Source organism: Legionella steigerwaltii, from assembly GCF_001468065.1.
Lineage (GTDB): Bacteria > Pseudomonadota > Gammaproteobacteria > Legionellales > Legionellaceae > Legionella > Legionella steigerwaltii.
The window spans coordinates 1-12,938 of the sequence record NZ_LNYZ01000004.1; the positions used below are offsets into that span (position 1 = coordinate 1).

A 12,938-nucleotide genomic window follows, 5' to 3' on the forward strand; every position below is an offset into this window, starting at 1 on the left:
TTAAAATTATGAATTTTTTTAAGAAAAATGAGACTAAATATGCTGCATGGGAATAATCAACTTTTAGACGCCAGGGTAATAGTTCCCACACTACCAAGCTCATCTCATCTTGAAGCGACAATGTTTGTGCGTGGAATATCCAATAGAGGAATTCCACTCAAGTTCATAAAAATTCAACCCTATTTGATACCGAATATCCAACTCTCAAATGAGAGAACGGAACGAGTTGATGTAAGAGTCCTGCCTGTGATATTCAAATTTATTAAACCTGATGACATCAATATTTTCCCAGGACAACTAGTTGATATTTACATTAAAGGAAAAAAATGAAACAAATAAAATCATTATTTTTCCTTTTAATTTTATTTATATTAAATGGGTGCACATTATATCAAAAACCGAAAATCGCTCCTTTAGAAGTACCAAAGCACTTTAAAATTCCTGTCAAAATCACTAATAAAAATCTAAAAGATGATTGGTGGAACAATTTTCATGATAATCAATTGAATCAACTGGTCGCTTGGGCATTAAAAGAAAACTTAAATTATCAAATTGCGATCAAAAACATTCAAATTTCACAAACTTATGTGACGCAAGCAGCCTCTGCCCTCCTACCACAAGTGAACCTAAATTTTGATGCAACGCGTATCAAACTATCACGGAACGCTATTAATACCTTTGGCACTGCAAATAACTTGGGATCAAATAACCCATCAGTTCCATTGCGAAATTTCTCAAGTCCTTTTACTTCCATAGAAGGTTTTTTATCAGCCAGTTATGAACTTGATGTTTGGAATCAAATTCACAACAGCGTCAATCAGGCCAAGGCGAATACTGTGGTCAGTGCCGCAAATAGTGATGTGATTAAACTGACCTTAATCAGTGATGTAGTAAATACCTATTTCCAAATAGTTGCTTTAAATACAAATTTAGCCAATTTACGACAGCAAATTTATTTTTCTAACGAACAGTTAAAACTCACTGCGAGCCAATTTAGGGGAGGTCTTGTTGATGCCCAATCCATTGATGATGTAAAAATTCAAATAGAATCGATAAAAATCAATATAAGCAGTCTTGAAAAACAAAAAATAATTCTATTGAATTCAATGGCTTATTTGTTAGGTCAATATCCAGAACATTTTAATTTTCCAATCAATAGCTTACTCACTAACCGATCTTTCTTAGGACTAGTACCAAAAGATATACCTTCCGCTGTTCTTAGCAGGCGCCCAGACATTCGTGGAGCATTTTATCAAGTCGTTGCTTATGGTTATCTTGAAAAACAAAATATAGCTAATTTTCTGCCTTCATTTAATTTAACGGGCAATTATGGATTTTCTAGTCCTAATTTAAAGAACTTTCTTTCGAGTGGAAGTGTTTTCTGGAATTACGGAACCAACATCTTACAACCAATTTTTGATTTTGGCTTAAGAATGAGCGAATACAAGCGCTCCAAATATCAGTTTGAAGCCGCATTTTTGAATTATAAAAATACAGTAATTAATTCGATTAGCGAAGTGGATAATGCACTATCATCTTATCAAAAAGACTATCTAGCCTTGCAATCTTACCAACATCAATCTGCACTATTTAAAGATAAATTAAGAATCACCACCGCACAATATAAAAGTGGGCTTGCTGATGATTCAAGTTACTTAACTACGAGTCTGACTGCACTCCAAACCAACTACAACCTGGCGAATCAGCAGTTTCTTGTTCTGCAGGATATTGTACAGGTTTATAAAACCTTAGGCTTAGGTTTAAGCACCGAACATCAACCTGATAGTCATGGAATACATCATGCTAAAAAATATTTATGATTTACAGCATAAAAAATATTATTTGCTTGCTTTATCTTGTCTGGTTTTATTGTTGCTTTCATTCGCTACATTCGCAGCAAATAAAGTCGTCGACTTGGACATTAGTTATAAAACAGTTTACTTTGCTAATAAACCCGCTAAGGCTATTGCAGTAAATAATCAAATCCCTGCCCCCACCTTACATTTTAAAGAAGGTGATAAAGTAACTATCAATGTTTACAATCATCTTGATAAAGGAACAGCGATACACTGGCATGGGGTGTTGGTTCCTTGGCAAATGGATGGTGTAGAAGGTGTTGCTCAAACTGAAATTCCTCCAGGCGGTGTTTTTCACTATCAATTTACTTTAAAGCAATCAGGTACTTATTGGTATCATGCACATGCGGGTTTAGAAGAACAACAGGGTTTGTATGGCGCTTTTTTAATTGACCCTAAAATACCACCTCATTATGCTTATACTAAAGATTATGTAGTCGTTTTATCGGATTGGATTAATACCAAGCCAGAACAAGTGTTAGCTAATCTAAAAAAATCCGGGGATTATTACGCACCTCGTTTCCCACTACAGCCATCCCTAACAAAATTTCTCCATGATTACCAAAAAGCATCAAAAAATGAGCGACAAAACCTTCTCGATGATTATAAAAGCATGCAGCAAATGCGCATGGGCATTTACGATATTAGCGACGTCGCCTTTGATGCATTTTTAATGAATGGCCATCCTAAAGACAACCCATGGACTGCACCAGTCAAAGTAGGCGACATTGTCCGTTTACGAATTATCGATGCCGGAAGTAGTACAATCTTCCGTATCAAAATACCTGGTTCTACTATGAGTGTTATACAAGCTGATGGAAACGACGTGCAACCTTATTCTGTTAAAGAGTTATCCATTTCACCAGCTGAAACCTACGATGTTTTAGTGAAAATAGAAAAGAATAAACCTTATATTATTTATGCAGGTTCAAAAGATACTGTAGGCGCTGCTTATGGTGCTTTAAAAACAGCTCCAAATCAAACAGTCAACTATGCTCAAGTAAAACCGTTCCCCGAACCTATCCCTGTTACTCAAGAAATGATGAACATCATGATGGGGGGTATGTATCAAGGCAACTTACCTATAAGTCAGCAAAAACAAGATGCCCCACACTCCACAAAACAAAAACGTATGATAAAAATGGATCATGGTATGCATATGGGACATTCCATGAATATGAAAATGCCTACTGAACCCACTCGATTTAAAGATACAATAGCCCCTTCCAACTCATCCTATATGACCTCATTAGAAACAAAATATCGCGATTTAACTGCCTCAGTCCCAACTAATGATCCCAATAAAGCTGTAGAGGGCGTCATTAATTTGGAATTATTTGGGTACATGGGTCAATACATTTGGTTTGTCAACGGAGTACCTGGTTATAAAGCGAAACCTATTCCATTAAAAACGGGTAAGCGTTATCGCTTTGTATTTACCAATCCATCCATGATGCATCATCCCATGCATATACACGGTCATTGGTTTATTGTACGCTCTGGAAAAGATGCTTTTGATCCTTTGAAGCATACGCTCGATATTCCACCAGGAGGAACAATCACTGCCGATGTAGATACTGATGCAAGCGGCCAATGGTTTTTTCATTGTCATATGCTTTATCATATGATGACTGGAATGAACCGGGTCTTCCAATATACGACTATAATTGAAATAGCTGAAGGCAAGGCTAAACCGGAACATATTGTTAAAGACACTTCTTTCTATAATCGTCCCATAATACGAGTTGACGAAGCAATTAAGCCAATTAACTTACATTTAGTAAAGCACCCAATGGCGCATGGTGCAGGCTTTTGGTTAGCAACTTTTCTAGATATAGGTGCAGATCCTTTCCACAATTCACAGCGTCTTACCTACAAAGGCATGTTTGGTCCTGATTATAACAAACTGGAATTATTTACTAATGATGCTGAAATTTATAAAGGGGTGGTAGAAAACGCAGATATTGATATCTTTTACTGGCATTTAATCAGTCAATTTTGGGCCATCAAAGGTGGCGCAAACTATTTTAATCAACCTGCCAATCGACCTTATTGGCAAGCAGGTGTCGGTCTGGAAGGATTAATGCCTTTTTTTATTGATACCAATATAAGAACATACTTTTATGGTGGTAGTGTTAAATTTGATATCGAATTATCGCGAGATACACAAATTACTAATAATTTTTTAATCAGAACAGGAATTCGCAGCATTTTAGCGACTAAAACAGTTGTTAATGCTCAAATTGGCAGTGGCTTAAATCAAATGCGCTATACCGTAAGACCTTATTATCGTCTTATACCTGGTGTAAGTGTGTTTGTTGAATATGAAAACGAACATGATTATGGAGCGTTTAAAACACTCGAAGATGAAAGTTCCACGCCAGATATCTCTAATACTGTTTCTTTAGGGCTGACCCTTCTTTTTTAGAAAAACTTTATTAGCCTCTCATAGATCTAGTAGCCTGGGTCGGCGCAGCGGAACCCGGGTTCTTAGTAAATGGATAATCCTTATCCCGGGTTCCGCTGCGCTGCACCCAGGCTACAAAAACAGGTTTTATGTTCAATATTCAGGGTAATCACCTAGTATCCAACTTACTCTTGAATATAAAAATAAGTTACACTACCCTAAAATTTGCATTATGGATGCTTAAGTTGAGTAATACGCCAAGGATCATTGTACTCAAAAAAACAAATATGCTGTTTGATTTTCTAAGCAAACTGATGTTGTTACTGGTTATCATGTGCGTTTTTATCCCTCTCTCCCCCAAAATGCCAGCCCCGGGAATTGACCCTTCATGGGCCCTTGGCCTAAATCAAGCAGTTGCCCAAGGATTAGCATTTGGTCGAGAGATAATATTTACCTTAGGGCCCTATTCATCTCTTTATACAAAAACTTATCATCCAGCTACAGATTTCCTAATGATTACCGGATGTCTTAGCTTAGCCGTATCCTACTGGCTCTGTCTGCTTTTTTTAATGAGAGGAAAACAATGGTACTGGTTTATTATTTATTGCGTACCACTTTTAGGCATGATGTATGCTCGAGACTCATTATTTTTTTCATATCCATTACTTGTAGGATTAATGAGCTTCAAAATAATGTCCACAGAAAATCGTGATATGCTCGCAAATAATTATCTTTTATTGCTTGTTTTTTTTCTATTTACCCCATTTGGCTTACTTGTGCTCATCAAGGGGTCTATGCTCATTCTTTGTATTCTTACGCTTTTTTTATGCGTTATCTTTTTTTTCACCAACGATGAAAAAAAACTTGCATTGATTTGCGTTGCCTCCCCTTTAGTATCACTGATTACGTTTTGGCTTGCAGCAAGACAACCACTCGCCTCCTTACCTGATTACCTAATAAGTACACTCCGTATCGCATCAGGCTTTACTGAAGCAATGTCTACGAGTGGGAATATGAACGAAGTAATTCTCTATCTACTTACTTGTATATTAATTTTCCTAGCTATTTCCTGGCAAAAACACATATCAAAGGGTGCGAAAATATTCTTACTGGGGATTTATTTTGCTTTTTTATTTGTTTCTTTTAAAACGGGCTTTACCCGTCATTTAGGCCATGCCTTTATACCTGGTACTTCTGTTTTGCTTGCAGCGCTATTTTTACCCTTTATTTTTAATTCTTGGGCCAGCTTTCTGCTCATCCTGGTCTCCTTAAATAGTTGGTATTATATGAATAGCCACTATACCCGTATATCAATTCGAGATAACTTCATCTCTTCTTATTCCGCTGCCTGGCATGGGCTAAAAAGCAGAGTACATGATCCCGATTGGCTTAAAAAAAATTTTATACTTACTATGAATTTCTTACGTGAACAAGCGGCCATCCCTATTTTACAAGGGACTACTGATATTTATTCATACAATCAAACGTACTTAATTTCTTCGCAAAATATTTGGTCACCACGTCCCGTATTTCAGAGTTATTCTGTTTTTAATCTAAGCTTAGCCGAAAAAAATAAACAGCATCTTCAGGGAAAACATAGTCCTGATAATGTTATTCTTAATGTTGAACCCATTGATCAACGTGTCCCCTCTCTGGAAGATGGGGCGAGTTGGTCTTTATTATTGACCAATTATCAACCAACTCAGTTGACACATAATTTTCTATTTCTTCATAAAAAAAAGCACTCCCATCCAATAAATCTAACTTTGTTAAAAAGCGAGTCTCATACTCTGGGTGAGCAAGTCAGGTTACCCAAGAAACGACTTCTGTTTGTTAATATTGATTTGAAACCTACTATTTGGGGTACTTTAGCAACTATTTTTTTTAAACCTCAACAATTACAAATCACTTTGAAACTAGGAAATGGCACTACAAAGCGTTACAGACTTATTGCAAATATGGCAAAATCCACCTTTCTTCTCACGCCACTTATTGAAAATACGACTGAATTTTCAATGCTCTATGAAAAAAATAATAAATTAAATGAAAAAAGAGTGAGTTCTTTTGTCATTACTACAAGTCAAGGAAGAAATTGGCATTGGAATAATACTTATACAATCAACTTTAAATATGCTAAGCACTGAAACTTTTATAATAAAAGCGCTTACAAGAAACGCTCTATTTTAGTACAACATATAATCCCCTCCAGAGAGAGGATAAGAAGAGAAAATTAAACCGGGTTTATTTTTGTAAAGAATAACCCTCATCAAGCCAGCCTTGTAATCCAGTCTCTAATGAATATACATGGGTATATCCCATTTTTTGCAAACTTTCGGCAACCAGCGCACACCGAAATCCTCCACTACAATAAACAACAACCTGATCATTTAAATTAGGGATTTTCTTTTCGATATCTCGTTCAATGATTCCCTTACTCAAGTGCATTGCTGTTGGTATATAACCTGTTTCCCATTCATTAAGCTCGCGTACATCAATAAGAAACATAGGTTCTTTTGACTCAATTTTTTCTTTTAATACTTTAGGTGTTATTTCTTTAATCCGCTTCTTAGACTCTGCTACCAGTGACAAGAATCTCTGGGCATGTTGTTTTTTCATCAATTTTTCCCCTGTATTATTTCATTTTACTTTCAATAATTTACTCCCATTCACTCATGCTTGCAAATCCATTACGTTTAAATTCTCACCTATATGTTATAATTATAATCATATAGTCTATGCAGTAACCTATGCCTTAAATGAATCCGGAGTATGCGATATGAAAACAAAAACATTTTTTGGACAAGTATCTAAGCATGAACATAGAGGTCATAAGCATAGAAGTGAATATCCCAGAAGAGTATTATCGTTTGTCGAGAAAGAAAAGTGGCATACGACAACAATTCCTTCAATCCCCAAATACTTTGAATCATTCAAAAAAATGTTCTCGACAAGTTATGATACGTTCCCCAGGATTGCGGAATCAATAGAAAAACAAAACAAAGGTCGATTTATTTATAGAGGAATGAGTCTTGCAGAGTTAACGAACATCCTCCGTAATACAAAATTCATTAGTTCGCCTAAGCAAAAAAAACAAGATCACTTTGATATTGCTGAGCATGTTGTAGCTAATAATAGCTCAAGATTTCTTGGTTTAACCCCATCATTACTGCTTGGTGGTACCTACGCCAGTATGAGTTCAATAATACCCAGTAATGGAGCCATAATACAAACCAATCTTCCACCTTTTTTTATTGACCCTAAAGAATTGCTAGGAACCCATCCTGAGTTATATCAACGCTACCATCAGCGTAAAGAAGGCGATGAACGTGCAACCGACACAACAAATTTCCAAGGTATATCTGATGTTACGGAAACAACAGCAAAAAACACAGAAATCACCATGATTAGCAATTTTGGTAAAACTTATGTCGGCTTAGGAATGCACGATGTAAAATCAATTCATTTATTAACGATTCCTGGTGAAATATTAAGGAAATGGACGAGCATAAAAACTCCTTTGCATGAAATCAGCTTTGAAAATCCAGATTATAAGCCTAGAGTTTGTGCGATTAAAACGGGTTTTGTAGCCCATGATAATTATCTTAAAGAGGAATTTGATTTAGTTAATAGAAGAAACATAGATATGGGGCTCATTCCCCCTGAAGGTAGGGTGATTACATTACATGAAGCAGAGGAATTAGCCCAGTCAGGTTTATTGGAGCAAATTAATGACGCATTTGCCAGTGATAATACCTATGTTTTTTCCCATGTTCCAAGTACCATTCCAGTTAATGATATAGAAGGAATTACGAAATTTATAACTGAAACAATTGCATCATTGCCAAACGTGAAAAGAGTAGGACCTGTAATTGAGGAAATCACCGATGAAGAACCTCAAGGACCTAAAAAGGATTAGTCCGTTCAACCTATCAATTTTATTGATATATGGGGGCGATTGTGAAAATAAAATTTCAATTCACCTCTTCAATTAATGATCTTTTCCAATTCGCTTAAACCAATTTTTTAGTTCAGACCAAAAAGCAATAATCCCTATGATAAGGGTAAATAAGATGACTGTAATGACCATTTGAACTATAGGGAACTTCAGTTCATCATGCGCAACGAACCAGCTCGCAATTGATCCTGAAATTACAAAAAGCACTCTTAAAAGCCACTGAAACATAAATAACACTCCAGATAATTTATGTGTCCAACACTACATTTAAAGTATGTTTTGCGATCATATATTCTTCATTTGTAGGAATAACACCCACAAATACTCTGCTTTGAGTATGACTAATCACTGCTGCATTCCTCATATTTGCGCTTTCATCCAACATAACACCCAGCCAAACCAAGCGCTCACATATTTTTTTTCTGACTGGTGCTGAATGTTCGCCTATTCCGGCAGTGAAAATGATCGCATCACAGCCTTGTAAGCTACTGGCTAAAGCACATAATTCTCGTGCAGCTCGATAACAAAATAATTCAATCGCTTCAACAGCGTTGGTTTCTTTACTTGATTGCAGTTCACGCATATCACCGCTGATTCCAGAAACCCCCAAAAGACCTGATTTTTTATATAAAATGGTATTTACTTCTTCTACCGATAGTTTTTTTTCTTGAAGCAGGTACAAGATTACTCCAGGATCAATCACACCGCAGCGGGTTCCCATCATTAATCCATCTAATGCAGTAAATCCCATAGAGGTTGTAACACTTTTAGCATGCTCCATAGCGCACATACTTGCACCATTACCAAGATGAGCAACGATTACTTTTTTGTTTTTTATTGGCTCAGGTAATACTGAAGCAATGTATTCGTAAGAAATACCATGAAATCCGTAGCGAACAATGCCCTCTTCACTTAATTCTCTAGGAATAGCAAAAAGAGTGGCCAGTTTATCTTGAGTTTGATGAAATGAAGTATCAAAACAAGCAACTTGTAACAAATCAGGGTAACGTTTCAAAATGCTTTCGATTATGGCAACATTATGTGGTTGATGAAGTGGTGCCAAAGGATTTAAGGAGGATAATTTTTTAATGGAATCTGGGTTGATTAAAATGGGACGATCAAAAAAACGCCCTCCATGAACTACCCGATGTCCCACCGCTTTTAAAATATAATGAGTTGGTAAATGAGCAATCCACTCAAATAAATAACTTAACAAAGATTCATAACCCGATGATGAAATGGATTTTTTAACAATTTGCTCATGTTTTGCATTAGAAACCGTAATTTGTGGATTATCAAAAATACTTTCTATTTCACCATGATAAATTAATGTTAAAGAAGAAATAAAAAGGCTAAATTTAATACTGGAAGATCCTGCATTAATGACCAGAATCACTTCATCAAGTTGATTTAATTTCATTATTTTTTCTTCGTACGTACAATAAAGCCATAACACATGATGCTTTTCTCGATAACTCATCGCTACCACGGCTAGTAAGGATAATCGGAACATGAGCCCCTAATACCATCCCTGCAGCTTCAATACCTGATAAATAAGTCATTTGTTTGTACAGCATATTACCTGACTCAACATCTGGGACAACTAAAATGTCTGCATTACCTGCAACTGGGGAACAAATGCCTTTTTCACGTGCTGAATCCATGGAAATCGCATTATCAAATGCTAATGGACCATCTAAAACCCCTCCGGTAATCTGACCACGCTCAGCCATTTTACACAGTGCAGTCGCATCAAGTGTGGATGGGATTTTTTCATTTACAGTTTCAACCGCAGAAAGAATCGCAACCTTAGGGGTACCCAATCCAAGTGCGTGGAATAAATCGATCGCGTTTTGTACAATGTCACACTTCTCTTTTAAATTAGGGAAAAGATTAATTGCTGCGTCAGTTAAAAAAATCGGCTTTGGATAATTAGGCACATCCAGAGAAAATACATGACTCATACGGCGCCCCGTTCGCAAGCCATTTTCTTTGGCAACAATTGGCTTCATCAGCTCCTCGGTATGAATTTTCCCCTTCATGATTGCCTCAACTTTTTTTGTTGCAGCCAGTTTAACTGCAATCTCAGCAGCTTCATTGCTGTGTTCTGTGGCAACGAGCTCATAAGCTGAAATATCTATGTTGGCTTCTTTTGCTGCATCAAGAATTTTTTGTTTCGGTCCAACAAGAACTGGTGTAATTAATCCCTCTTCAGCAGAAGCAATTGCGCCTTTAAGTGATAGTACATCTACCGGATGCACAATAGCTGTTTTAAGAGGCTTTAATTCATTCTTCGCAGCAATTAAACGCTGATACCAATGTTCTTGCTTGGGTTTAAGTTCTACTTCCGGTAGCTCAACACGTACTCTTTTAATTTTGGTTGTTGGTGCTATAACTGTTGCAAGGCCACTAATGACCGTTTTCCCCAGCTGATTCACACACTTACAATCAAGTTCAACAATATGTTTTTCAGGTATTTTATTCGCTACTGTAAGCGTAACAGTAATTGTATCGCCTAAAGCAACTGGATGTTCAAATTTTAAGGTTTGATCTAAATAAATGGTCCCAGGCCCGGGTAGCTCAGTTCCTAAAACAGTAGATAAAAGAGATGCACCCCACATTCCATGAGCAATGATTTTATGAAACATATCATTTTTAGCATATTCTGCATCAACATGTGCTGGATTTACATCTCCAGACATAACCGCAAAAAGCTCGATGTCTTCTTGAGTTAATGTTCGTATTAAACTGGCTGACTCACCAATTACTAACTCATCAAAGACGTGATTTTCTATATAGCTCATTTGGATGCCTGTCATAAAAAAATTGATGCAAAATCCGCTTTGAAAAAAAGTATTGAATTCAAAGCGAAAAAAAGGGCCCCATAGTGACGATGGGGCTATTGTATGTTTATTTTGCTTGTTCTACTTTTATATCTCGAGATTTTCCTTTTGCTTCTGCTTTTTTAGGCAACTCAACCCAAAGCATCCCTTTTTTAAAACTCGCTTTAACCTTATCTATATCAACTGTTGAAGGTAAGGAAAGTGAACGCTCATATTTACCATAACCAATTTCTCGAGATATATATTTTTTATTTTCATTTTTTTTAGAAGTTGTCTTTTCACCAGTAATAGTGAGCACATTACCACTAAAAGACACACTAATGTCTTTTTCATCCATGCCGGGCATTTCCATCTGAATGGTAAAATGATCTTTATCTTCTACTACATCCATTGAAGGCATTAGATTCAGATTCTCAAACTGGTCCCAGCTCTTACTGGATGCAAACATATCATAAAAATCACGAAATGCTTTATCAACTTCTTGTTGGAGGTTTAAAAAGGGATTATGAGAATGCTCGATTGAAATTGGGTTGCCTTTCTTCCATTTTAACAATGTATTCATGTTATTGACTCCGTCCAATATAATTTTCCAATTAATAATAAAAAATACACCAAAATAAGTTTGATATACAAAAGTAATTTGTCAAGCAAAATAGGTTTCACTATTTTAGTCTACAGTTTAATAGATATTCTATTATTTTGAAGATTAAAACAATTAGGGAAAAATCATTATGATGCATGCAATGGTTTTGGAGAAATCAGGGCAAAAATTGATCTATAAAAACGTAAAAAAACCTGCTCCGCAAAAAAATGAAGTGCTCGTCAAAGTGAATGCCTGTGGTATTTGTCGCACCGATTTACATGTTATGGATGGCGAATTAAAAAATCCCAAACTTCCCCTTATTCCAGGCCATCAAGTTGTTGGTACTATTGAAAAAATTGGTTCTTCAGTTACCAATTTTGTAATTGGACAACGCATTGGGATTCCTTGGTTAGGAGGAAGTTGTGAAGCGTGTCAGTTTTGCTTATCAGGGCGTGAAAATCTTTGTGACCAAGCTCGCTTTACTGGCTATCAAATTGATGGAGGATTCGCAGAATATTGTGTCGCGAACCATCGATTTTGTTTCCCTATACCCGATGGTTACGCTGACTATCAAGCTGCACCACTTTTTTGTGCTGGATTAATCGGCTATCGCGCCTTGTTAAAAACTAATAGTGCCGAACATTTAGGGTTATATGGTTTTGGTGCAGCAGCACATATCCTTATTCAGGTAGCGCAAAATCAAAAGCGAAAAGTATATGCCTTTACTAGCCCCGGAGACCACCATGCTCAGAAATTTGCCTATAAACTAGGAGCAACATGGGCAGGAGACTCAAATAAATCCCCACCTCATCTTCTTGATGCCGCAATCATTTTTGCACCTGTTGGCCCACTTGTTCCACTTGCACTTCGCAATACAATAAAAGGTGGAATTGTAGTTTGTGCTGGAATCCACATGAGTGATATTCCTAGTTTTCCCTATGATATTCTCTGGGGTGAGCGAACTCTTTGTTCTGTTGCAAACCTCACAAGAAAGGATGGAGAAGAATTTTTATCATTAGCACCAAAAATTCCTGTTAAAACGGAAATTCATACTTATCCATTGACTGAAGTCAATCAGGCACTTGATGACCTTCGTTATGGACGGTTTACTGGCGCAGCAGTGATTACTATCTAAAATTATTGACTCTAATCCTCTCGCAATGATTCTTTAGAAGTACATTGTAGTGCGTTGTAGCCTGGGTGCAGCGCAGCGGAACCCGGGGATAATCTATTCTGTAAATCCCGGGTTCCGCTGTCGCTGCACCCAGGCTACAAGACCACAAGACTAAAATGT

The 12,938-nt window shown here is 36.7% G+C and carries 11 protein-coding genes; 6 read left to right on the plus strand and 5 right to left on the minus strand.

What is annotated here, in order from left to right:
• Window positions 1-39: 39 nt before the first annotated feature.
• The 4 genes from Lstg_RS03040 (at window position 40) to Lstg_RS03055 (ending at window position 6,407) form a co-directional block, all read left to right on the plus strand.
• Entirely contained in the window at window positions 40-330 is a 291-nt protein-coding gene (locus tag Lstg_RS03040; RefSeq protein ID WP_238585360.1) for a hypothetical protein, read from the plus strand.
• Window positions 327-1,820 carry an efflux transporter outer membrane subunit gene (locus Lstg_RS03045; RefSeq protein ID WP_058476199.1) on the plus strand — a complete coding sequence of 498 codons (1,494 nt, stop codon included), beginning with the start codon at window positions 327-329 and terminating at the stop codon, window positions 1,818-1,820. The genes Lstg_RS03040 and Lstg_RS03045 overlap by 4 nt, the downstream gene beginning before the upstream one ends.
• On the plus strand, window positions 1,801-4,284 hold the full coding sequence (locus Lstg_RS03050) for a multicopper oxidase domain-containing protein (protein WP_058476200.1): 2,484 nt from the start codon (window positions 1,801-1,803) through the stop codon (window positions 4,282-4,284). The genes Lstg_RS03045 and Lstg_RS03050 overlap by 20 nt, the downstream gene beginning before the upstream one ends.
• Window positions 4,285-4,499: 215 nt before the next feature.
• A complete protein-coding gene (locus tag Lstg_RS03055) occupies window positions 4,500-6,407 on the plus strand; it encodes a hypothetical protein (protein ID WP_058476201.1) in 1,908 nt (635 codons plus the stop codon).
• 97 nt (window positions 6,408-6,504) lie between these two features.
• Here the strand turns inward: Lstg_RS03055 and Lstg_RS03060 are convergent, their stop codons facing one another.
• Window positions 6,505-6,879 carry a rhodanese-like domain-containing protein gene (locus Lstg_RS03060; protein WP_058476202.1) on the minus strand — a complete coding sequence of 125 codons (375 nt, stop codon included), beginning with the start codon at window positions 6,877-6,879 and terminating at the stop codon, window positions 6,505-6,507.
• A gap of 160 nt (window positions 6,880-7,039) precedes the next feature.
• Between Lstg_RS03060 and Lstg_RS03065 the strand changes: the two genes are divergently transcribed.
• The gene (locus tag Lstg_RS03065; RefSeq protein ID WP_058476203.1) at window positions 7,040-8,179 is read left to right on the plus strand and encodes a hypothetical protein; all 1,140 of its coding nucleotides are present in this window, start codon (window positions 7,040-7,042) and stop codon (window positions 8,177-8,179) included.
• A gap of 72 nt (window positions 8,180-8,251) precedes the next feature.
• On the opposite strand, the gene Lstg_RS03070 is transcribed toward Lstg_RS03065, so the two are convergent.
• From Lstg_RS03070 to Lstg_RS03085, 4 genes are all read right to left on the minus strand, one after another.
• Complete coding sequence (locus Lstg_RS03070; protein ID WP_058476204.1) at window positions 8,252-8,446, minus strand: hypothetical protein; 195 nt, start codon at window positions 8,444-8,446, stop codon at window positions 8,252-8,254.
• Window positions 8,447-8,465: 19 nt separating this feature from the next.
• Window positions 8,466-9,638 (minus strand): acetate/propionate family kinase, encoded by a 1,173-nt coding sequence (locus tag Lstg_RS03075; protein WP_058476205.1) that lies wholly within the window; start codon window positions 9,636-9,638, stop codon window positions 8,466-8,468.
• Window positions 9,619-11,022, minus strand: a complete 1,404-nt coding sequence (locus Lstg_RS03080) for a bifunctional enoyl-CoA hydratase/phosphate acetyltransferase (RefSeq protein ID WP_058476206.1) — start codon at window positions 11,020-11,022, stop codon at window positions 9,619-9,621. The genes Lstg_RS03075 and Lstg_RS03080 overlap by 20 nt, the downstream gene beginning before the upstream one ends.
• A gap of 106 nt (window positions 11,023-11,128) precedes the next feature.
• On the minus strand, window positions 11,129-11,623 hold the full coding sequence (locus Lstg_RS03085; RefSeq protein ID WP_058476207.1) for an Hsp20/alpha crystallin family protein: 495 nt from the start codon (window positions 11,621-11,623) through the stop codon (window positions 11,129-11,131).
• A 172-nt stretch (window positions 11,624-11,795) separates the two neighbouring features.
• Here Lstg_RS03085 and Lstg_RS03090 point away from each other — a divergent pair, with 172 nt between their 5' ends.
• On the plus strand, window positions 11,796-12,779 hold the full coding sequence (locus Lstg_RS03090; protein WP_058476257.1) for a zinc-dependent alcohol dehydrogenase family protein: 984 nt from the start codon (window positions 11,796-11,798) through the stop codon (window positions 12,777-12,779).
• Window positions 12,780-12,938 lie beyond the last annotated feature (159 nt).